The 21,904-nt window shown below is 62.1% G+C and carries 19 protein-coding genes and 2 tRNA genes; 9 read left to right on the top strand and 12 right to left on the bottom strand.

Annotated features, from left to right (window positions below):
• Position 1: 1 nt before the first annotated feature.
• The 4 genes from FGE21_RS18065 to purC form a co-directional block, all read right to left on the bottom strand.
• Complete coding sequence (locus tag FGE21_RS18065; RefSeq protein ID WP_370285806.1) at positions 2-1,804, bottom strand: ATP-binding protein; 1,803 nt, start codon at positions 1,802-1,804, stop codon at positions 2-4.
• 36 nt (positions 1,805-1,840) lie between these two features.
• Positions 1,841-2,509 (bottom strand): phosphoribosylformylglycinamidine synthase subunit PurQ, encoded by a 669-nt coding sequence (gene purQ, locus FGE21_RS18060; protein ID WP_139664826.1) that lies wholly within the window; start codon positions 2,507-2,509, stop codon positions 1,841-1,843.
• Positions 2,509-2,739, bottom strand: a complete 231-nt coding sequence (purS, locus tag FGE21_RS18055; RefSeq protein WP_139664811.1) for a phosphoribosylformylglycinamidine synthase subunit PurS — start codon at positions 2,737-2,739, stop codon at positions 2,509-2,511. Before purS ends, purQ begins: the two co-directional genes overlap by 1 nt.
• A gap of 109 nt (positions 2,740-2,848) precedes the next feature.
• Positions 2,849-3,610 (bottom strand): phosphoribosylaminoimidazolesuccinocarboxamide synthase, encoded by a 762-nt coding sequence (gene purC / locus FGE21_RS18050; RefSeq protein WP_139664810.1) that lies wholly within the window; start codon positions 3,608-3,610, stop codon positions 2,849-2,851.
• Between the two features lie 729 nt (positions 3,611-4,339).
• Between purC and FGE21_RS18045 the strand changes: the two genes are divergently transcribed.
• Together FGE21_RS18045 and bmt are read left to right on the top strand one after the other, a co-directional pair.
• Complete coding sequence (locus FGE21_RS18045) at positions 4,340-6,244, top strand: phosphatidylglycerol lysyltransferase domain-containing protein (protein WP_139664809.1); 1,905 nt, start codon at positions 4,340-4,342, stop codon at positions 6,242-6,244.
• 66 nt (positions 6,245-6,310) lie between these two features.
• Positions 6,311-7,333: a betaine--homocysteine S-methyltransferase gene (gene bmt, locus FGE21_RS18040; RefSeq protein ID WP_139664808.1), complete on the top strand. Its 1,023-nt coding sequence runs from the start codon at positions 6,311-6,313 to the stop codon at positions 7,331-7,333.
• Positions 7,334-7,470: 137 nt separating this feature from the next.
• On the opposite strand, the gene FGE21_RS18035 is transcribed toward bmt, so the two are convergent.
• A complete protein-coding gene (locus FGE21_RS18035; RefSeq protein ID WP_370285804.1) occupies positions 7,471-8,526 on the bottom strand; it encodes a PA0069 family radical SAM protein in 1,056 nt (351 codons plus the stop codon).
• A 247-nt stretch (positions 8,527-8,773) separates the two neighbouring features.
• Here FGE21_RS18035 and FGE21_RS18030 point away from each other — a divergent pair, with 247 nt between their 5' ends.
• Together FGE21_RS18030 and FGE21_RS18025 are read left to right on the top strand one after the other, a co-directional pair.
• Positions 8,774-9,472, top strand: a complete 699-nt coding sequence (locus tag FGE21_RS18030; RefSeq protein ID WP_139664806.1) for a B12-binding domain-containing protein — start codon at positions 8,774-8,776, stop codon at positions 9,470-9,472.
• A 40-nt stretch (positions 9,473-9,512) separates the two neighbouring features.
• Complete coding sequence (locus FGE21_RS18025; RefSeq protein ID WP_176695482.1) at positions 9,513-10,214, top strand: DUF1638 domain-containing protein; 702 nt, start codon at positions 9,513-9,515, stop codon at positions 10,212-10,214.
• Positions 10,215-10,353: 139 nt separating this feature from the next.
• Here FGE21_RS18025 and FGE21_RS18020 read toward each other — a convergent pair whose 3' ends face one another.
• Entirely contained in the window at positions 10,354-10,767 is a 414-nt protein-coding gene (locus tag FGE21_RS18020) for a SufE family protein (protein ID WP_139664804.1), read from the bottom strand.
• Positions 10,768-10,900: 133 nt separating this feature from the next.
• Here FGE21_RS18020 and FGE21_RS18015 point away from each other — a divergent pair, with 133 nt between their 5' ends.
• The gene (locus tag FGE21_RS18015; RefSeq protein WP_139664803.1) at positions 10,901-11,422 is read left to right on the top strand and encodes a hypothetical protein; all 522 of its coding nucleotides are present in this window, start codon (positions 10,901-10,903) and stop codon (positions 11,420-11,422) included.
• A gap of 234 nt (positions 11,423-11,656) precedes the next feature.
• On the opposite strand, the gene rnd is transcribed toward FGE21_RS18015, so the two are convergent.
• The 6 genes from rnd to FGE21_RS17985 form a co-directional block, all read right to left on the bottom strand.
• Positions 11,657-12,814, bottom strand: coding sequence for a ribonuclease D (gene rnd, locus FGE21_RS18010; protein ID WP_139664802.1), 1,158 nt, complete (start codon positions 12,812-12,814; stop codon positions 11,657-11,659).
• A gap of 98 nt (positions 12,815-12,912) precedes the next feature.
• Complete coding sequence (gene purN, locus FGE21_RS18005) at positions 12,913-13,524, bottom strand: phosphoribosylglycinamide formyltransferase (RefSeq protein WP_255731656.1); 612 nt, start codon at positions 13,522-13,524, stop codon at positions 12,913-12,915.
• Entirely contained in the window at positions 13,521-14,567 is a 1,047-nt protein-coding gene (gene purM, locus FGE21_RS18000; RefSeq protein WP_139664801.1) for a phosphoribosylformylglycinamidine cyclo-ligase, read from the bottom strand. The genes purN and purM overlap by 4 nt, the downstream gene beginning before the upstream one ends.
• A gap of 342 nt (positions 14,568-14,909) precedes the next feature.
• Positions 14,910-14,985, bottom strand: a tRNA-Ile gene (locus FGE21_RS17995).
• A gap of 179 nt (positions 14,986-15,164) precedes the next feature.
• A complete protein-coding gene (locus FGE21_RS17990; RefSeq protein ID WP_139664800.1) occupies positions 15,165-16,448 on the bottom strand; it encodes a dienelactone hydrolase in 1,284 nt (427 codons plus the stop codon).
• Between the two features lie 196 nt (positions 16,449-16,644).
• A complete protein-coding gene (locus tag FGE21_RS17985; RefSeq protein ID WP_139664799.1) occupies positions 16,645-17,976 on the bottom strand; it encodes an ATP-binding protein in 1,332 nt (443 codons plus the stop codon).
• 58 nt (positions 17,977-18,034) lie between these two features.
• Between FGE21_RS17985 and FGE21_RS17980 the strand changes: the two genes are divergently transcribed.
• The 4 genes from FGE21_RS17980 to FGE21_RS17965 all read left to right on the top strand — a co-directional run bounded on the left by FGE21_RS17980 (position 18,035) and on the right by FGE21_RS17965 (position 21,086).
• Positions 18,035-18,958 (top strand): MBL fold metallo-hydrolase, encoded by a 924-nt coding sequence (locus FGE21_RS17980; RefSeq protein ID WP_139664798.1) that lies wholly within the window; start codon positions 18,035-18,037, stop codon positions 18,956-18,958.
• A 67-nt stretch (positions 18,959-19,025) separates the two neighbouring features.
• Positions 19,026-19,100 (top strand) — tRNA-Asn (locus FGE21_RS17975).
• Positions 19,101-19,219: 119 nt separating this feature from the next.
• Positions 19,220-19,639: a very short patch repair endonuclease gene (locus tag FGE21_RS17970; RefSeq protein ID WP_370285801.1), complete on the top strand. Its 420-nt coding sequence runs from the start codon at positions 19,220-19,222 to the stop codon at positions 19,637-19,639.
• Between the two features lie 61 nt (positions 19,640-19,700).
• Positions 19,701-21,086 (top strand): DNA cytosine methyltransferase, encoded by a 1,386-nt coding sequence (locus FGE21_RS17965; protein ID WP_176695480.1) that lies wholly within the window; start codon positions 19,701-19,703, stop codon positions 21,084-21,086.
• The last annotated feature ends 818 nt before the right edge of the window (positions 21,087-21,904 follow it).

Here is a 21,904-nt window from a genome sequence, read left to right as displayed (position 1 = left end):
GCTATTCTGCGGCCTCAATGCCGTCCACAAGGATCGGCAGTTGCATTTCAAACACCGCTCCGCCCGCTTCGGAATTCCGGGCCGTGAGCCGTCCCCCAAGGTCGTTCACGATCCCCGAGGAGATGGCAAGCCCAAGGCCGACCCCGTCGCCGGGCAGCTTGGTGGTATAAAACGGCTCAAACAGATTGTCGAAATCCTGAATGCCGTCGCCATTGTCGCGCACCGCAAGCGTGGCCGTCTCGCCCGCGGCGAGAAGGATCTCCACCTCCGGTTCCTCCACCGATTTGGTGGCATCAAGCGCATTGCGCAAGAGGTTGACCATCACCTGCTCCAGACGCATGCGGTCTGCCATCACATAGACCGGTTGGTCGGGAAGTATACGGGTAATCTTCACATGCCGCAGCCGTAGCTGGGGTTCCATCATCGACAGCGAGGATGCCAGCGCATCGGCCATATTTACAGGGCTGAAGGCATCGCCGCCCTTGCGGGCGTAGGACTTCAGCTGGCGGGTGATCGCCCCCATCCGTTCGATCAGATCGTCGATGCGCCCAAAGGACGACAGCGCCTCCTCCGGCCGGTTCCGCCGCAACAGAAGACGCGCCCCGGCGAGATAGGTTTTCATCGCCGCCAGAGGTTGGTTCAGCTCATGGCTGACGGCCGCCGACATCTCCCCCAGCGCGGCGAGTTTGGAGCTTTGGGCGAGGCTCTGTTCGGCCACGGCGAGGGTCTCCTGCACCCGTTCGCGCTCGGCGATTTCCCGCTGCAGCCGGGCGTTCAACACGCGAAGCTCCGCCGACTCGCGCTGAAACAGCGCCATCCGCAGGGCCGTCTTGCGGCTGAGCGCATAGAAGGCGAGCGCCAGCAGGATCGCAAATCCCATGATTTCGAGCGCGATGACGGCATTCACCTGCTCGCGGATCGAATCATAGGTGGTGTAGGACATCATCCGCCAGCCCTGAAACGGCACCCGGGTTTCAAGCCGCATCACCGCCTCCCCCTGCAGGTAGACATCCGTCGGCAGTGCGGTCCAGTCGGCCGTGGCGCGAATGGCGCGCTGAATGGCGCCTTCCGGGGTCTGTTCCTTCAGCGCCTCGGTTTCGGCAAGGCCCCGCCATCGAGCCTCGGTTGCGAGGACGACCGTACCGGTGCTGTCAGCGACCATCACCGCGTCCGAAATACCCGCCCAGGCGCGTTCGAATTTCTGCAGATCGACCTCGACCATGATCACGCCCAGCGTGCCGCTGCTGTCGACCAGGCGCCGCGAATAGGTGAACTGATAGCCGCGCACCTCGCGGGGGATCACCGAGAAGACGGTGGAATTGGACCGGATCGCTTCGACGAAATAGGCGGAGTTGCGGTAGATTTCCCCCAGCCGGACCCGATCCGTCGCCGCCACCGTCCGCCCGTCCCGATCCATCAGCGTGATCGAGGCCGCGCCGATCTCTTCGATGAAGGAAATCAGTCGCTGGGTCGACAGAGAGAAGTCCTGGCTCTGCAGGGCGGAAATCAGCGCCTGATCACGAGACAGCAGCTGCGGCACGATGGCGTGCCGACGCAGCTCGCTGACGAGGTTGCCGGAATAGAGCGCCAGTCGCAGCTCGGCCCGGTTGCGGGTGGTTTCGGTGAAACTATGGGTGAGCGTGGTATTGGTGAACCATACGGTCCCGCCGGCAATGGCCATGAACAAGACCAGAGCCAGCCGGACGCGCCAAGAGATCGTGCGGGATCGCGACACGAGACGTTTGGAGGGGCGCCTGGAGGGCGCGCGCGGCTTTGGTCCGGAAGGCTCCAGTGGGGCTGTCATGAGGTGACTCTAGATTTCCCGCCCCCGAGGCTCAAGTCAGGCGTCGGCAAGCAAACCCGACAATGCGCGGAACATTGCCACACCATCGGTGCCGCCATGCCCTTCGTCCGAGGCCCGCTCCGGGTGCGGCATCATGCCAAGCACGCGGCGGTTTTCCGAGAGGATACCGGCAATGTCCGCGACCGAGCCGTTGGGATTGTCCACATAGGTGAAGGCAATGCGGTCCTGATCCTTCAGCGCCGCCACGGTTGCATCATCGGCGTAGTAGTTGCCGTCGTGATGGGCAATCGGCACGCCGATGACATCACCTGCGTTATAGCCCTGGGTAAAGGCGCTGTCCGAGGTCGCCACCGTCAGATCCACCGTGCGGCAGATGTATTTCAACCCGGCATTGCGCAGCAAGGCCCCCGGCAGCACGCCGGTTTCGGTCAGGATCTGAAAGCCGTTGCAGATGCCAAGGGCGTAGCCGCCACGCTCAGCATGGGAGACCACCGCCTGACAGATCGGGGACTGCGCCGCAATCGCACCGCAACGCAGGTAATCGCCATATGAAAACCCGCCCGGCACGCCGACGATATCAACGCCTTCGGGCAACTGGCTGTCCTTGTGCCAGACCATGGACACCTCGAAACCGGCCTGTTCAAAGGCCACGGCGAGGTCCCGGTCGCAGTTGGATCCGGGAAAGACAACAACCGCCGCCTTCATCATGCCATCTCGATCTGGTAGGATTCGATCACGGTATTGGCGAGCAGCTTTTCGCACATGTCCTTCACGTCGGCCTCGGTCGCGCCCTCGGTCAGATCGAGGTCGATCACCTTGCCCTGACGCACGCCTTCGACCTTGTCGAAGCCCAGCGCGCCAAGCGCGTGACGCACGGCCTCTCCTTGCGGATCGAGAACCCCGTTTTTCAGCATCACATGCACCCGTGCCTTCATCGCGTCTTTCCTCAAAGTTCGTTGGACAGGACCCCTGGCGTCCCTGCCCTGTTGCGCTGTCAATATGCCCACAGGAGCGGCGTGCAGCCTGCTCCGGCGGGCGGAATTCCTAGTTCACCAGCTGCGGCTTGCCCGGTGCCGGGGGATTGTTCGGCATCACCCCCAGGCGACGCGCCACTTCCGTGTAGGCGTCCGTCAGGCTGCCGAGGTCGCGGCGGAAGACATCCTTGTCGAGCTTCTGACCGGTTTTGATATCCCACAGGCGGCAGCTGTCGGGGCTGATCTCATCCGCAATCACCAGACGCTGGAAATCGCCGTCATAGACACGACCGATCTCGATTTTGAAATCCACCAGACGGATGCCCACGGCCAGCATCACACCGGACATGAAATCATTCACCCGCAGGGCCAGCGACAGGATATCATCCATGTCCTGCTGGCTCGCCCAGCCAAAGGCCGCGATATGCTCTTCGGTGACCAGCGGATCGCCCAGCCCGTCATCCTTGTAGCAATATTCCACGATCGGGCGCGGCAATTGCGTGCCCTCGTCGATGCCCAGCCGCTTGCTGAGCGAACCGGCCGCGTAGTTGCGCACAATGATTTCCAGCGGAATGATCTCGCAGGAGCGCACCAGCTGTTCGCGCATGTTCAGCCGTTTGAGGAAATGCGTCGGCACCCCGATCTGACCCAGACCCAGCATGAAGAACTCGCTCAGGATGTTGTTCAGCACCCCCTTGCCTTCGATAATGTCATGCTTTTCGGCGTTGAAGGCCGTGGCGTCGTCCTTGAAGTACTGGACGAGCGTGCCCGGTTCGGGCCCTTCATACAGAGTTTTTGCCTTGCCTTCGTAGATTTTTTTGCGCCGCGCCATGGAGAGCCTTTCGGAATGGACCACCGGGAATCTGCCCCGATCCGTAGCGTTCTCATAGTGCAAGGGCAGACGTCCCGCAAGCACGCCGCGGGGGGACACCGCCAACAGCCGAGGCTGCGGGGCCCGGGAAGTATGACCTTGCGTCAAATATTCGCAATTCAAACCTCCTATGCGGATTAGCCTCTCAGAGCGCCCTTTGCGTTGACGCTTTGTTCAGTAACGAGGGCTAGTTTGAACAGGACGCGTTTCGGATGTCTGCGGATATCCGACCTCCCGTGGTGGGAACCGGGGACAGCGGTCTCGTGACCAGAATGGCACGCCGCGCCCTCCCGGTGCTTGCAGATCCTGAGTATGTAAAGCCGGTGTTTTCAGAACCGGTAGTTTCAGATCGAAAGCGCCCGCCAAAGCCGGAGTCCTGGGTAAAATGTCCGGGATCTGAATAGAAAGTCGGGGGCCTCCGCAGGATCGGGGACCTCACACCGTCGCGGGCTGCGCAACCTTGGGGCCCTGGTTACCTTGACGGCGATCTTTCGCAGGAGAATACGCCCCTGGACCCCACGATACGACAGTCGTGGACCCAACGCTGGAGCCGGCAGAAGACCTCTCCCTTGCAAAAACAGATCTGACGCGGCGCGAGACCGGTTCCCAACCGCACGCCCGTCTGCCTCTCAACCAACAGATGCCACGGGCCGATCTCCGCTGTATCTGCGACTGTGGCGGAAGTTCGACATGACCCAACGCGTGGCACCGAAACAAATAATGGCCTTTGTTCTGCGCATTCTCGTTCCGCTGATGATAATGGTGGCAAGCCTTGCGGTGCTTGCAAGCCACGCAGATCTGCCGGGGCTGGCTGAAGTTCTTGCGCTGATACATCAGGTTGCCTTGCCCAACTGGATCGGGGCCATCGGCGCGACCATCCTGAGTTTCTGGGCCCTGGGGCGCTATGATGCCGTGGCGCATCGCCATTTGCGCACCGGATTGGAAGAACCCGTCGCCCGTCGCGCCGGCATGGCCTCGATCGCGTTTTCCCAGGCCGTGGGCTTTGGCCTGCTGTCCGGATCCTTTGCCCGCTGGCGGCTGCTGCCGCAGCTCGCCCCCCTGCAGGCCGCGCAGCTGACGGGCTTTGTCGGGATCACATTCATGACCGCATTGGCAGTGATCTGTGGCCTCTCTCTGCTGCTGGTGGCACCAAGCCTGGCGTTGCGCGGATTGGGCCTAGGCATTCTGGTGGCTGCATGCTCGGCCTGTGTGCTCTGTTTCATGCATCCCGAATGGCGAATTCGCGGCCTGAAACTGCGCTTTCCCTCGCTGCAGGCCATTCTGGCGCTGATGCTATGGACGCTGATGGATGTAACATTCGCGGGCATCGCCCTGTGGCTGGTTCTACCTGCCGGCAACGGCATTGCCCTTGCCGCCCTCCTGCCCGCATTTTTCCTGGCGCTGGGCCTTGCCATCGTGTCGTCATCGCCCGGCGGCGCCGGTCCGCTCGAACTTGCCATGCTGGCGCTGTTGCCGGGCGCCGAACCCGCGGTCCTCGTAGCGGGGCTTCTGGCCTTTCGCGCGGTCTACTACGCGCTCCCTGCCGCAGTGGCCGGTGCGCTTCTGCTCTGGCCGGGTTTGATGCGGTTCGCCCTGAGCAACGGCAGCGAAGAAGACGACCTTTTGGGATCCGACGTCCGCACCGCTGCCAGCCAGCCGTTTGACCGACCGCAGGCGGAGACCGGCGTGATCCTGCAAAACGGTGGCCATGTGGTTGCCTTTGGGCTGAACCAGGTTGCCCTGCTGGACACGCCGCAGGCTTCGGTGGTTCTGTTCGACCCGATGACCGGGCGGCGGGGTGAGATCCCCGAGGCCCTGTCCCGTCACGCCCGGTCCCGCAATACGGCCGCCTGTTTCTACAAATGCAGTCCCCGAATGGCTCTGGCCGCCCGGCGGCAGGGTTGGAAAATACTGCGGGTGGCGCAGGATGCGGTGATCTCGCCTGCTGATTTCTCGGAAAACGGCTCCTCCTTCCGCCAGTTGCGACGCAAACTGCGCCATGCGGAAAAGGCAGGCCTGGTTGTGGAGCCCGCGCGTCAGACCCTGCCGTTGCGCGCCATGGCCGAGGTGGACCAGGCCTGGATCAAGCAGCACGGCGCCGCTCGCGGGACGACCATGGGCCAGTTTGAACCGGGCTATGTCGCAATTCAGGTGACATTCCTCGCCTGGATGGAGGATCGGCTGATCGGCTATATGACCTTTCACCGGGCCGCCGATGAATGGTGCCTCGATCTGGTGCGCCAGATCCCCGGCGCCCCCGATGGCACCGGCCATGCGCTGGTGCGGGCCGCGATTGACGCCGCACGGGATGCGGGCGTCTCCCGCCTGTCCCTGGCGGCCGCGCCGGACCACCGCTTTGCGCAGCGGTTTGACAAGGGCCTCCGCCAGTTCAAATCCTGTTTCGCCCCGACGTGGGAAGCGCGCTACGTGGCCGCCCCCAGCTGGCCGCAAATGGCCCTGTCGCTCGCTGAAATGGCCCGTTTGGTTCACCGCCCTGCCCGCCCCGCCTTTGACATGCCATCAGAAGATCTGGCCATGCATGACCCTCATATAGATCTTGAGGAAAATGCAGTTGCCCTCTCCCGCAGCGCATGACAGATGAACCCATCCAGCAGGGCGCGCGCGCCGCATTCTGCACAGACCTGGCAAGTGGATCCCAATATGAGCAATAGTTTCCTCGACCTTCTGGACAGTCGCGATGCCCTTCTGGCGGATGGCGCCACCGGCACCAACCTGTTCAATATGGGACTGCAGTCCGGCGACGCCCCGGAACTGTGGAACACCGACGAGCCGGCCAAGATCAAGGCGCTCTATCAAGGCTCCGTGGACGCAGGCAGCGACCTGTTTCTGACCAATAGTTTCGGCGGCACCGCCGCGCGTCTGAAGCTGCATGATGCGCAGGGACGTGTGCGCGAATTGAACCGGGTTGCCGCCGAGCTCGGCCGCGAGGTCGCCGACAAGTCAGAGCGCAAGATCGCAGTTGCAGGTTCAGTGGGCCCCACTGGCGAAATCATGCAGCCGGTCGGCGAGTTGAGCCATGCGCTTGCCGTCGAAATGTTTCACGAACAGGCCGATGCGCTGAAAGAGGGGGGCGTTGATGTCCTCTGGCTGGAAACTATCTCGGCACCGGAAGAGTTTGCGGCAGCGGCAGAAGCGTTCAAATTGGTCGGCCTGCCCTGGTGCGGCACCATGAGCTTTGACACCGCCGGGCGCACAATGATGGGGGTGACCTCCGCCGATCTGGCCAAACTGGTCGAAGATTTCGATGTGCCGCCACTGGCCTTTGGCGCCAATTGCGGCACCGGGGCGTCGGATATACTGCGGACGGTCCTGGGATTTGCCGCTCAGGGCACCGAACGGCCCATTATTTCCAAAGGCAACGCGGGCATCCCCAAATATGTCGACGGCCATATCCACTATGACGGAACACCCGAACTGATGGGCGAATACGCCGTCATGGCACGGGATTGCGGCGCAAAAATCATTGGCGGTTGCTGCGGAACCATGCCCGATCACCTGCGCAAGATGCGCGAAGCGCTGGATAGCCGTCCGCGGGGCGAGCGCCCGGCGCTGGAACAGATTGTCGAGGTCCTCGGCCCGTTCTCCTCCGCCAATGACGGCACCGAAGAGGGCGGTGCGGCAACCAGCGAGCGGCGCAACCGCCGTGGTCGCCGTCGCAGCTGATCAAGCCCCTTTGAGGCTGATCCGCGCCACCTCCACGGCACACGCGCCGCAATCGCAGACACCACGACAACGCGACAAAAGGCCGGGAAATGCCCCGGCCTTTTGCGTTGACCACAGCCGATAAAGCCCGTTGCACATCAGCCAAACAGGCTCAGTTGGTCCCCCGCCTGCGCCGGTCGCGCAAAGAGATCCGTCCGCAGGGGCGGCGCCTTCTCTGCCAATCCCAACCGGCTGCAGGCAAGTTTGAACCTCTGGGCAATGACACGGGCATATTCGCCTTCGCCGCGCATCCGCTGCCCCCAGCGTGGATCATAATCGCGTCCACCGTGCATTTCCCGCAACCGCGCCATCACCTTCTCCGCGCGCGCCGGTTCATGTTCGCGCAGCCAGTCCTGCCACAGCGCCGAGACCTCGCGCGGCAACCGCAACATGATCCAGCTGGCGCTGTCGGCCCCTGCCCCGGCCCCGGCGGCCAACACCGCCTCAAGCTCGTGATCGGTCAGCCCCGGAACCACCGGCGACGTCATGATCCGCAAAGGAATCCCTGCGGCTTTCAGGCGACTGATGGTCGCCAACCGACGCGCCGGCACCGGCACGCGTGGCTCCATCCGCCGCGACAGATCCGGATCGAGCGTGGTGACGGAGACGCCCACACGCACAAGATTGAGCGCCGCAAGCTCCGACAGGATATCGATGTCGCGTTCGATCAGTGTCCCCTTGGTGACAATGGCAACCGGGTGATTGAACTCTCTCAGCACCTCCAGACAGGCGCGCATGATGCCATACTCCCGCTCGCACGGCTGGTAGGGATCCGTATTGGTCCCGATCGCCAAGGTCGACACCCGGTAACTGCGCGCGGACAGTTCCTTGCGCAAAATGTCCGGTGCATTGGGGCGCGCCACCAGGCGGGTCTCAAAATCCAGCCCCGGCGACAGCCCGAGGTAGGCATGGCTGGGGCGGGCAAAACAATAGATGCAGCCGTGCTCGCATCCGCGGTAGGGGTTGATCGACCGGTCAAAGGGCAGATCCGGCGATCGGTTGTAGGAAATCAGACTGCGCGCGGCCTCCTCGCGAATCTCTGTCGCTATGGTGGCTTTCGCCTCCTCCTGATACCAGCCGTCGTCCTCCGCTTCGCGCCCGAGGTCAAATCGCCCTGACGCATTGCTGAGTGCAGCACGGGATTTGCGACGCATAGGATTTTGGGAACATGTTTGGGTCATACTGCAGATATGGCACCCTCGCAGGAACAAATAAAGAACAATTGAGGATAAGCGAACAAAATCATGCAAAAGCACCATTAGGAAACTGATGCTTTTCCCCCTATAGGTCGGTTCGAAACGCGCCAGTGTCGCAATCAAAACAGTCCAGATGGTCGCATCTGTCACAAAACGATAAAGTAATGGCCAAACCGGGCTCGCCCGCCAGCTAAGGAAATCAGATATGTCGGAAGAAGAAGACATCATCCTCTCGGAACTTGATGACGAGGAACTGGTCCAGCAAATGTTCGACGACCTCTACGACGGTCTCAAGGAAGAGATCGAGGAAGGGGTGAACATTCTTCTGGAGCGTGGCTGGGCGCCCTATCGCGTCCTGACCGAGGCGCTGGTTGGCGGCATGACGATTGTCGGCGCCGATTTCCGGGACGGCATCCTCTTCGTTCCTGAGGTGTTGCTGGCGGCGAATGCAATGAAGGGTGGCATGTTCATCCTGAAACCGCTGCTGGCTGAAACAGGCGCTCCGCGTATGGGCTCCATGGTGATCGGCACCGTCAAGGGCGACATCCACGACATTGGCAAGAACCTCGTGTCGATGATGATGGAGGGCGCCGGTTTCGAGGTTGTCGATCTCGGCATCAACAACCCGGTGGAAAACTACCTCGCGGCTCTGGAAGAGCACAAACCGGATATCCTCGGGATGTCGGCCCTGCTGACCACCACGATGCCCTACATGAAAGTCGTGATCGACACGATGATCGAACAGGGCAAACGCGACGACTATATCGTGCTGGTCGGCGGCGCGCCGCTGAACGAGGAATTCGGCAAGGCCATCGGGGCCGATGCCTATTGCCGGGATGCTGCGGTGGCGGTGGAAACCGCGAAGGAATACGTCGCGCGCAAACACAACGCCATGAGCGCCTGAGGTGTCCCTGCCGTCCGCACGCCGCGGACGTGCGGCCCGCCTGACCGCGCGGGCCGCAATCCCCTTGCCAAGCAGCAAGGGGTTCGACGAGTCCAGCCTGGCCGAAAACGGCCTGGCCGCTCCCGAACGCAAGTCAGGCCGCATTCTGCTGATCGCCTGCGGGGCGCTGGCGCGGGAAATTCTCGATATCAAGACGATCAACGGTCTCGATCATCTGGATCTGACCTGCCTGCCTGCCAAGCTTCACCTGTTTCCGGATCAGATCGTCATCCATGTCCGGGCTGCCGTGGCGAAACACCGGCCAGTCTACGACAACATCTATGTGGTCTATGCCGATTGCGGCACCGGTGGGAGACTGGCGGAAACCTGTGCCGAGCTGGGGGTCGAGATGGTCCCCGGGCCGCACTGCTATGCGTTCTTCGAAGGCAACGCGCGATTTGAAGAGCTGAGCGAGGCGGGCGAGATCACCGCGTTTTATCTCACCGATTTTCTGGTCAAGCAGTTCGATGCTTTTATCTGGCGGCCTATGGGCCTTGACCGGTCGCCGGAGCTGCGGGACATGATCTTCGGCAACTACACGACGCTCGTCTATCAATCCCAGCTCCGGGACGGCGCACTCTTGGACAAAGCGCGGGACTGTGCCGCGCGTCTGGGGCTGGCATTCGTGCACCGTCACACGGGCTATGGCGAGCTGGAGCCGACGTTGTCCCGCTGGAACGCCGCAGCAGAAACCACCGTCTGACCGCGGGCGCCTTCGGACCACTGTCCAGCCCCCTGCTCGGCCTGGGATATGACAGGCCCGAGATCGACAGGCCCAGGATTGACTGGCCCTGGATTGAGGGGCCTGGGATCCGCATTACACGCCCCGTGGCTGGCCTGCCTCAGCCCTGCGCCGCAGTGGCGGTTTCGCGGATGCGCTCGATCATCGCGCGCAACCCGTTGGAGCGCTGCGCCGACAGGTGGTCGTTCAAGCCGAGCCGCTCCATTTCAGAACGGGCATCCACGACCAGAACTTCGGCAAGGGTCAGGCCGTTATAAAGCTTGCGCAGCAATGCGATCAGCCCCTTCACAATCATCGCATCGCTGTCGCCGTCGAAGCGGAAGACACCACCGTCGATCTGGGTGTGCAGCCACACCTGACTGGCGCAGCCCTCCACCTTTGTGGCGGGCACTTTCAGCGCATCATCCAGCGGCTCCATTGCCTTGCCCTGCTCGATCACATGGCGATAGCGGTCTTCCCAGTCCTCGAGGAATTCAAAGTCGTCCACGATTTCTTCAAAAGCGGCGGTTGCCATGGCAGTCCTCATTTCTCTGTCCTGCAGGATCAGACCGGAGGTAGGCCAGCCCCAACCTCTTTTCAACCGCTTTTCAACGTCGCTTCAATCAGGTAGTCAGTTTTGCAAGCAACACTGACTGCGGCAGGTAAACATGCGTATCACTCTCGGCGCCCTTCTGATCGGCACATTGGTCCTGTCCTCTTGCGGCGGATGGCGCGAGTCGCGCGTAAACCCGACCAACTGGTTTGGCCAATCCCGCGACGCAAGGGTGGAACAGACCGTCGACGAAAATCTGAACCCGCTGATCCCGCAGGAGGACGAGCAGCGCGCGAATCTTCTGGGTCGCCGCGATGCGCCCGAGGATCGTAGCCTGCCGATTGCCAGGATCGTGGATCTGCGCATTGAACGCACGACAGTGGGCGCGATCGTGACCGCCGTTGGCGAGGCCGCCCGCAACGGCGCCTATGAGGCCCATCTGGTCCCTGCAGAAACTCAGGAGCCCGGCCGGCTGGAATACACATTCCGCGTGACCTACCCCAAGAGCGCAACCTACAGCGGCACAGCGGCGACGCGAACCATTCGGGCAGCGGTCAGCCTGTCGAACCAGGATCTGGCCGGGGTGCGGGTGATCCGGATTGTTGGCGCCGAGAATGCCCGCGAAAGCCGCCGCTGAGCAAAACGACCGACCCTCGGCATGAAAAAGCGCGCTCGGTTGCAGAGCGCGCTTTTTGTCAAATCAGGACCAGCTTTCCAGTCAGGCTCGTTGCGGTCAAGTTCTTTGCCGCCAAGGGCTGTGCAGCCCAGACCGGCGGAACATCAGGGCTGACTGAACATCCGAACTGAACCAGCATACGCAGTCACAGGGGACCTCACAGGGGAGATCACAGGGGACCTAACAGGGGCGGGCTCAGAGTTCCACGACCTGCACGGTCTGGCCTTTGGCGGCCAGGGCGATCTTGCCCTCGCACAGGCGCAAAGCGTCGGCGCCAAAAACCTCGTGCCGCCAGCCGCTCAGGGCCGGAACGTCGCGCTCTCCGGCTGCAATCGCATCCAGATCCGAAGAGGGCGCAATCAGCTTGGCGGCGACGCCGGCGGTCTCGGTCTTGGCCTTCAGCAGCACGCGCAGAAGATCCGCCAGCGCCGGGTTTACCTGAATTTTCTCGCGGGACCGGTCGGGCTGGGGGATTTGATCCTGCGGACAATTCAGACCACGTTCAACGGCCTTCAGAATCCCCTCGGCAATCACCCCCTTGCGCGCTTCGCGCAGCAACAGACGCGAGCTGCCAAGATCGGAGGCCGTCCGGGGCTTGGTCGAGGCCAATTCAACCAGGGCGTCATCCTTGTAGACCCGATTGCGCGGCACATTGTTCGATTGCGCATAATCCTCGCGAAAGGCCGCCAATTCCCGCACCACGGCGAGAAACCGGCCAGAGCTGGTCCGGGTCTTGACCCGGCGCCAGGCCTCGGAGGGTTGCACAGTATAGGTGGCGGGATCGGTGAGAACCTTCAGCTCCTCGGCCACCCAATGGCTGCGATCTGTCTTGTCCAGCTCGCGGTTCAGGTGTTCGTAGATCTGGCGCAGATGGGTCACATCCGCCAATGCATAGGTTTTTTGCGCCTCGCTCAGCGGGCGGCGGGACCAGTCGGTGAAGCGGGAGGTCTTGTCCAGACCCTGCTTGCAGATCTTGCGCACCAGCGTCTCATAGCCGACCTGCTCGCCAAAGCCGCAGACCATCGCAGCGACCTGAGTGTCAAAAAGGGGCTTTGGGAAGACCCCGGCATCAACCCAGAAAATCTCCAGATCCTGACGGGCCGCGTGAAAGACTTTGACAACCTGCTCATTGCGAAACAGATCGTAGAGCGGCTCCAGCGACAGATCTGCGCCGAGCGGGTCCACCAGAACGGCATTCTCATCTCCGGTTCCCGGAAATGCCATCTGTAGCAGGCATAGCTTTGAATAATAGGTGCGTTCGCGCAGGAACTCGGTATCGAGCGTCACATAGTCATGATTTGCAGCTTCCTCGCAAAAGGCGCGCAGCTCGTCGGTCGTTGTCAGGGTTCTCATTTAATCGCGTCTTTGCCGGTTTTTCTGAAGTTGCGTCCGCTCGGTTTCCCGTTGATACGCCGACGCGGCTCCGGTTGCAAACCCTGTCGTGCCGGATGTCAGCTCAGATAGAGAGGCGCCGTCTCACCGCGTAAAAACCGGGACAATACTGCAGGATACAGGCGATGTTCCTGTACCAGAACCCGCAGGGCAAGATCCTCCGGCGTGTCGCCCGGCAGGATCGGAACCTCGGCCTGGCCAAGGATCGGCCCATCATCCAGGCGCGGCGTCACCTGATGGACGCTGCAGCCATGGCGCCGGTCCCCGGCGGCAAGCGCCCGCGCATGGGTATGCAAGCCTTTGTATTTCGGCAGCAAGGAGGGGTGAATATTGAGCATCCGCCCCTCGAACTGGCTGACAAAGCCCGCCGTCAGGACCCGCATGAACCCGGCCAGGCAGACCACATCGGCCCCGGCCTCGAGGATCGGCTTCACCAGCTCCGCCTCGAAGGCCTCCCGGTCCTTGCCGAAGGGCCGATGATCCACCACAGCCGTCGCAATGCCGCGTTCGGCGGCTTTGGCCAGCCCCCCGGCATCGGGCGTATTCGACACGACCAGGCAGGGACGCCCCGGGTGGATCTCATCCCGCAGCATGCTGTCGGCAAGCGCCACCATATTGGAGCCCCCGCCCGACAGCAAAATAGCAACCGATGCCTTGTCGGTCCGGCTCACAGCAGGGCGCCCGTGTAGCGCACGCCCTCGCCTGCGGTCACGGTGCCAAGGCGGGATACGGTTTCGCCCTCTGCCGTCAACAGCGCGCTCAACGCATCAGCGCGCGCGGCATCGACGACCACGATCATGCCGATGCCGCAGTTGAAGGTCTTCAGCATCTCGGCCTCTTCTATGCCGCCCACGGATGCGAGCCATTTGAAGACGCCCGGCAAGTCCCATGCAGCAAGATCAATATCCGCCCCGAGCCCCTCTGGCAGCACACGAGGCAGGTTTTCGGTCAGACCACCGCCGGTGATATGCGCCAATGCGTTGACCCCGCCCGCCCGCACGGCCGCCAAGACCTGCTTCACATAAAGGCGGGTCGGCGTCAGCAATGCCTCGCCCAGCTTTCCGTCGCCGAAGGGGCTGTTGCCATCCCAGCCGATACCCGAGTATTTCACCACCTGGCGCACCAGAGAGTATCCGTTGGAATGCACCCCGTCAGAGCCGAGCCCCAGCAGCACATCGCCTTCTGACACCCCCTCCGGCAGCGCCGCGCCGCGTTCCATCGCCCCTACGGCAAATCCCGCAAGATCAAAGTCGCCTTTGGGGTACATGCCGGGCATCTCGGCGGTCTCGCCCCCGATCAGCGCGCATCCGGAGCGCACGCAGCCCTCGGCAATGCCTTCGATGATGCGGGCGGCTATATCTGTCTCCAGCTTGCCGGTCGCGAAATAGTCGAGGAAAAAGAGCGGCTCCGCGCCCTGGCACACCAGATCATTGACGCACATGGCCACCAGGTCGATCCCGACACCATCCACATGACCGGTGTCGATGGCGATCCGCAGCTTGGTGCCGACGCCGTCGGTTGCGCCGACCAGAATCGGGTCTTCGAACCCTGCCGCCTTCAGATCGAAAAGAGCCCCGAACCCGCCCAGCCCGCTCATCACGCCGGAGCGGTTTGTGCGTTTGGCTGCCGGTTTGATCCGGTCCACCAGAGCATTGCCTGCATCAATGTCTACCCCTGCATCCGCATAGGTCAAACCGTTTTTGCCGCTGGTCATCACATGGCTCCTTTGCACTGATTTACGAGGCTTTAGCCTATAGAGTTGGCGAAGGAAACAAGGGATTGCGGCTGTTTCGTACAACCTGTGCGCCCTCTCCCTGAATGAGACGGCGCGAGCAGGCACGGGGAACGCCAGCGGCGGCCCGACGGCTGTGCTGGGCGCAGGATAACCTGCAGCCCCTTCCGCAGCGGCACGGACCGTCTGCTGCCTGCGCCGATATCATGGGCGCGAGACCTGGCGACAGAAGCATGGCGACAGAAGCATGGCGACAGAAGCATGGGAAGAGGCGCGCAGTGGCAGTTGGGGGGCAGCGGCAGTTGGGGGGCAGCGGGAGATCTGTGGTGGGAGATCAGAGATTCGAACTCTGGACCAAAGCGTTATGAGCGCTCTGCTCTAACCGCTGAGCTAATCTCCCATTGCGGTTTTCTTACAAGCATTCGATTTGGACATCAATCCATTCGAAGCCCTTGTTTGGCACATTAAACAAGGCAGACCATCGCGGGAAACCTCATCAAAGGTTTCCCGTCCGGAGGTGCTCGGGGACACAGTGGCGCCGGCGCGGCAAAACAGTGGCGCCGACGCGGCAGAACGGGGCTACTCGCCCGCAGCGCGGGTCTCGAACTGCAGGCCGACCGCAGTGCGGTTGCCGAACCCCGCCCAATAGGTGTGGTCGTCCAGCGCGACCCCCTCTTCGGACATCGACCATCGCCCATCAGACGCCTTCGGGGTCAGCTCCAGATAGGTGGCGCGGTCCGCGATCCCCTTCAGGTGAAGATCCAGATAGGCCGTCACGAAATGCTGGGTGATATTGTTCATGCGCACAGTGTCCCACACGGCGTCAGCGTAATGCTCGAAAGGCGCGTAGCCGAGCGATTCGACCTTGGGCCAGCTGTTGTCCGGGGCGGGCATCGGGGCAGCGGCATTGTGGTTGGCGTTCTCAAAGGTCAAAAGATGCCGTTCGGTGCCGGTGGTTTCGTCAAAAATCCTGCGCATCGCGGCGTAGTCCGACACGTCATCGACCCCGCCCGCAATCAACATCAGCGGCTTTTCTATGGCGCCAAGCCCCGCGCCCTCCCAGAACTCCCAGTTGCGCCCCCAAGGGCCGATGGCGACAACCGCCTTGACCCGGTCATCGGGCAGATCATCGTGGCTGGCACTGCCGGATTGATGCACTGCAAGCAGATCCTGCGCCGGGGCAAACCGCGACGACATGATCTCAGGGCTGAGGCCACCGCCCGCAAAGATCAAGGCGCCATAGCCCCCCATGGAGTAGCCAATGACCGCCGCCGAGTCGCCGTCGACAATAGAGCCGACCGGCCCGTCGAGCGTCGCCATGCTGTCCAGCACAAAGGCCTGATCCAGCGGCCGGTTGACCAGGGTCGAGGCAAAGGCCGAAAGGTCGGAATAGGTGCTCTCCGTGTGGTCGATGGCCGCGACCACATAGCCTTTTGAGGCCACATTCTCGGCCAGCGGGCTCATCAGGAACCGGTTGCCCGGATAGCCATGCGACACAATCACCAGCGGAAACGGGCCATCCGCTGCGGGGGCGGCATCTCTTGCGGCGCGGCCGGTCAGGCGGGTGGCGGTTGTCCCGTCGCGCAACACGGTGGCGTAGGTTGTGCCCTCTTCGGTGCTGTCGGCGGCAGGATACCAGACCTCCACGGTCAAGGCGCGATCGTAGGTCGGCACCGTCTCTGCGGTGGCGTTCACCACATCCGCCACCCCTTTGCGGGTAAAGGTCAAGGTGGTCACGCCGATCTTGTGATCGCCATAGGCCGCCAGCGCAGGCGCGTCAGGCCGGATCCGGTCGATCGGGTTTTCTGCCAATGCTGCCGACGCAACCGTCGCCAATGCGGCACCAAGTGCAATGCGTTTCATCAAGTCATCCTCCGAAATCCCATGACAGAGGACAGCCCCGCGCGAAGAATATCAACGCTTCTCTTTCGCGCCTCTCACCGGTTGCGCCGCGCCCCCGATGAAATCCTGCGTTTTGCGCAAAGATAACGTTGCGTCACCAAAAGCCGTCAGATCGGGGACCGCGCGATCAAAGCGCGCGAAACCCGATACCGGGCCGTCACAGCGCGATCACAATATCGGCCTGCAGCCCCCCCAGTGCCTCGCTGGTCCCAAGCCGCAACGTGCCCCCATGCGCTCGGGCAATATCGGCAACAATCGCAAGCCCCAATCCGACACCGGTTCCGAGGTCCTGATTGCGGGCCGGATCCAGACGGGTGAAGGGCCGAATGGCATCGCCGCGCAGGTCTTCGGGGATGCCGGGACCGTCATCTTCGACCCGGATACGCAGCGATTTCTGCATCACTGCCACCGACACCCGGGCCCGGCTGCCATAGCGGATCGCGTTGGAGATCAGATTATCCACCGCCCGCCTGACAGCAGCCGCGCGCAGAGGCACGCGACGACCGCCGACGGCCTCGACCAGCAGCACGTTCTTCCCCTGGCGCGCCCAGCTTTGCACGGCATCCTCAATCAACTCGCAAGGGTCCGTTTCTTCCATGGCGCTGGTGGTCACGCCGCGGGCAAAATCGAGGAAGGCATCGACCATATCCTCCATTTCCTTGACGTCCCTCTGCATCGAGTCGATTTCCTCATCGTCGCCCAGCATCGAAAGGCTGAGCTTCAGACGCGTCAGCGGCGTACGAAGGTCATGGCTGACACCGGACAGCATCAAGGTACGCTGTTCCAGCTGGCGGTCTATCCGCGCGCGCATGTCGACAAATGCAGCCCCCGCCGCCCGCACTTCGACGGCACCACGGGGCTGATAGGGGATCATCCGACCGCGCCCGAAGGCCTCGGCCGCATCCGCCAGCCGTTTGATCGGTCTGAGCTGGTTGCGCATATAGGCCATCGCGATCACCACCAGAAGAAACCCGAAGACGACCATCGTCACGATCAGCTGATGGGGCGCGGCGGCGCTCACGCGGCGGCGGCTGAATTCCATCGAGACCGGCCCATGCGCCGTATCCATCACCGCCCTGATCTGCCGAGTCCTTGGCAATTGGATCGCCCTGAACTCCGAAAGACCACGTCGCAGGGTTTCTCGCACGATCCGCCCGGAATAATCCTCAAAGGGAATGTAGTCCGCAGGAATCGCCTCGCCCTCCTCCAGAAACCGGACCGTGATCTGCAGCGGCTGCAGGATGGGCTGCAAGCGCGACACGGCCTCCTCCGGTCCGGAGCTGCGGGCAATTTCATCGCCGATCAGGATGAACTCCCGCACCATGGTTTGCGCCATCTGTGTGGTGATGTCCTCCAGATCGCGCCGGATGAAGGCAAAGGACACCACGATCTGCAACACCACGACCGGCATCAGCAGGATCAGCGCGGCACGTCCGTAAATGCCTGTGGGCATACGGGGAATATAGTGTTTGAGACGGGGCACAATCATGACTAAGCCTAATGCGGAGCAGAACGGGCGCGCAAAACGCACCACAAGGAGGATCGTCATGAGCAGACCGCAAGCAGATGACGGGTTCAACCCCAAACCCGGTCAGCCTGAGGAGGTCGCGCCCGGCGTGCGCCGCATTCTGGCTCCGAATCCCTCACCGATGACCTTCCGGGGCACCAATACCTATCTTGTCGGCACCACAGCCCTGGCGGTGATAGATCCAGGCCCCGACTCTGACCAGCATCTGGAGGCCCTGCTGTCCGCCCTCACACCCGGGCAATCAGTGTCCCATATTCTGGTCAGCCACAGCCATATGGATCATTCCCCGTTGGCCGCCCGGCTGGCACAGGAAACAGGCGCTCCGATCCTGGCATTCGGCACCGCCGAGGCGGGACGCAGCGCAATCATGACAGAGCTGGCGGACCAGGGGCTGGTCGGCGGCGGCGAAGGTATCGACCGTGCATTTACCTGTGATCAGACCCTGGTGGATGGCGAGATCATCCGCGGCGCAGGCTGGCAGCTGGAGGCGCTGCACACGCCCGGCCATATCGGCAACCACCTGTGTTTCGCCTTCGGCGACCTGTTGTTTTCCGGCGATCACGTCATGGGCTGGGCAAGCTCTCTTGTGTCGCCCCCCGATGGGGACCTCACGGATTTCATGGCCTCCTGTCACCGTCTCCGCCTGCGCAACTGGGCCTGCTTTTTACCGGGGCACGGGGCACCGGTTCAGGCGCCGCAGGAACGGCTGGACTGGCTTCTTGCGCACCGCCGCCAGCGCGAAGCCTCCATCCTCGCCCATCTGGAGAGCGCCCCCGCAACGGCCCCCGAACTCGCCGCCGCAATCTACAGGGAAACGGCCCCTGCCCTACTGCCTGCAGCAGAGCGCAACGTGCTGGCTCATTTGATAGATCTGTTCCAACAGGGGCATGTTGCGCCACTGACATCGCTGCATGCCAAAGCAACTTTTCGGAGAGGCCGGTAATTTTTTCCTTCCTCACCTTTTTCACTCTGGACGACCCCGGTTCACGAAGCTATACGAGCCCCCACACTCCGGCGTAGCTCAGCGGTAGAGCAGTTGACTGTTAATCAATTGGTCGTAGGTTCGATCCCTACCGCCGGAGCCAATCAACCATTTGGTTGTAAAGTAAAAATGGCGATCTTTCGGGATCGCCTTTTTTCGTTTTTGCAACGATTTTGCAACGTGGGCGCAGGCATCGACTTTCGGTAAGGCATTGCCCTGCCTATGTTTCTGCTCATGGTCGATCACGTTACCCCTGAGCGTCGATCCTTCATCATGTCGAAGGTCGGACAGAAGAACACCAAACCCGAGGTCATACTTCGTCGGGCGCTACACGCGTTGGGATACCGATACCGCCTTCACCGTCGCGACCTGCCCGGAACGCCAGACATCGTTTTCCCGGCTCGGCGCAAGGTTGTCCTCGTGCATGGGTGTTTCTGGCACGGACACGGTTGCCGCTGGGGGCAATTGCCGAAGTCACGCCCGGAATACTGGCGACCGAAGATTGAAACAAACCAAGAACGGGATAAGAAGACCTTAACTGCATTGCGCGAGGCTGGCTGGGAACCGTTGGTGATCTGGCAATGCGAATTGCGTGATCCAGACACAGCGATCCAGCGCGTCGAGGCCTTCCTTCGGCACTAGGATTTGCTGGTCAAATCGCCAAGGCGTCGATATGTTGCGCGAAAACGGCAGGGAGCAAGGCATGGCACGACCGATTGGAGTCGATCTGTTTTCAGGCGCAGGCGGGATGAGTCTCGGCTTTGAGCAAGCCGGATTCGACGTGGTCGCGGCGGTCGAACTCGATCCTGTTCACGCAGCCGTCCACAAGTTCAACTTTCCGCAGTGTGCCGTTATCCCTCGTTCCGTCACCGACGTGACCGCCGCCGACGTGCGCGAAGCCGCGGGCATCGGCGACCGCAAGGTTGACGTAGTGTTCGGCGGTGCACCCTGCCAAGGCTTCTCGCTGATCGGTCAACGCGCCCTCGACGATCCTCGCAACTCGCTCGTGAAGGACTTCGTTCGGCTCGTGAAAGGCCTCGACGCGACCTACTTCGTATTCGAGAACGTCAAGGGCCTGACTGTCGGCAAGCATCGGAAATTCCTGTTCGAGTTGATCGAAGAATTCGAAGCGTTGGGCTACGACGTGCAGAAGGAATGGCGGGTGCTGAACGCCGCCGACTATGGCGTCCCGCAGGACCGTCAGCGTCTGATCCTGATGGGTGCCAAGAAAGGCGCGACCGTTCCCGTCTACCCGACCGTCATATCTAAGCGCCCGACCTGCAAGGATGCGCTAGGTGACCTACCCGATGCCGAGACGTTTGAGGAACTTCGCTCTTCCGACTGCGTCGAAACCGCCGCTTTCGGCGAACCGAGCAAATATGCCGAACCCTTGCGCGGTGTCGGAAACGACGCCTGGGGCTATGGGCATCCTCGCATCTGGGACAACGGCATCCTGACTTCGAGCGCCCGCACAGAGCATACCGACATTTCCCGGCGGCGCTTCCGCGCGACCGATCAGGGGCGAGTGGAGCCGATCTCGCGCTTTTTCAAGTTGCCTGCGGATGGGGCGTCGAACACGCTTCGCGCAGGTACGGACTCCGCCCGAGGGGCATTCACCAGCCCGCGCCCGATCCACTACGCCTATGCGCGCTGCATCACCGTGCGCGAGATGGCACGCCTTCACGGTTTCCCGGATTGGTTCCGCTTCAACGCCACCAAGTGGCATGGGGCGCGGCAGATCGGCAATGCCGTCCCGCCGCCCCTCGCACGCGCCGTTGCAACGTCAGTGATCAAGGCTCTTGGTATTAGACGGACCCGCCCCACGAAGGCGCTTGAACTCGGCGACGAGCACCTACTGACGATGGGCAACAATGAGGCCGCGGCACACTTCAAGGTCGCAAATCCCATCGGGCGGCGCGACAAGAAAAGCGGTGCCAAAAAGCGCAAACAAGCCGAGATCGAATTAGCGGAACGTGAAGCGGCGAACGTTGACGATCTCGATCTGGTCGATGTCGGTCGCGGGGCTGAACTCGACGATCCAAACCGTGTTCAGGTTGTCGCGCCACAGGCCGAGGCTGCGCACGGCTAGGCCGGGAACGGGCGCTTTCTGGACGCCGTAGGTGTTCAGGTTCAGCGCCTGCGACCACGACAACTTGTCCTGACCACCTTTGCCCGAGATCGGAACGAGCGTTTCCTGTGTGCCGTCGATGCCCGCCTGCACCTCGTCGATCTCGATCTGACCGTAGGTGACACTGGTCCGGTGGTGTCCTTGGATCGCCATCGCCTGAAAACCGAGGAAAGTGCTGATCAGGCCCGCATTGCGAACGCGGGTGAACACCGCCTGTTCGTCCTGCCCCAATAGCGCCGAGATGAACTTGGGCGTCTGATCCACCACGAGTTCAATGGTCGGATCGACGCCAAGGTTTTCAAAGTCTATGATGTTCTTCCGGCGGGTGCGCCGCAGGTTGTACTTACCCTTACCGGCTTGAAGCCAGGTCATGGGGCCTGCCTGCTCCACCTCTGCGGGCAACTCGCGACGGGCGTCGTAGGTGTATTTGATGTCCGGGACGTTCGCAACTTCCTTGTTGATCACGCCATCGGCAACCGCCCTGCGCATAGCGCGGCGCACCGTCTCCTGATCGAACGGGATCGAGGCGGGCAGGGTCTCAGCGGTAAAATCCTTGGTCAGATCGCGAAACAGATAGATCGCGATCCGGTCGTATTTCGGGAGCGACATGAGGTCTTCGTTGGGGGTGTATGAGAGCATTGGTTCTCCTTCCTGGAACCAGATATGCTGCTGATCGCTTCCCGAGTCAAGTCACGATGGAATTTGCGATCCAATTTCTTGGTTGATCGCCGCCGGGGATAGGTCCGATAACTCAGTTTGAGCCTCCCCCTTTAAAGTGG

It is taken from the genome of Phaeobacter sp. B1627, assembly GCF_006265095.1.
GTDB lineage: Bacteria > Pseudomonadota > Alphaproteobacteria > Rhodobacterales > Rhodobacteraceae > Epibacterium.
The sequence above is the reverse complement of the archived record's forward strand: the minus strand, read 5'-3'. Positions and strand labels throughout refer to the sequence as shown.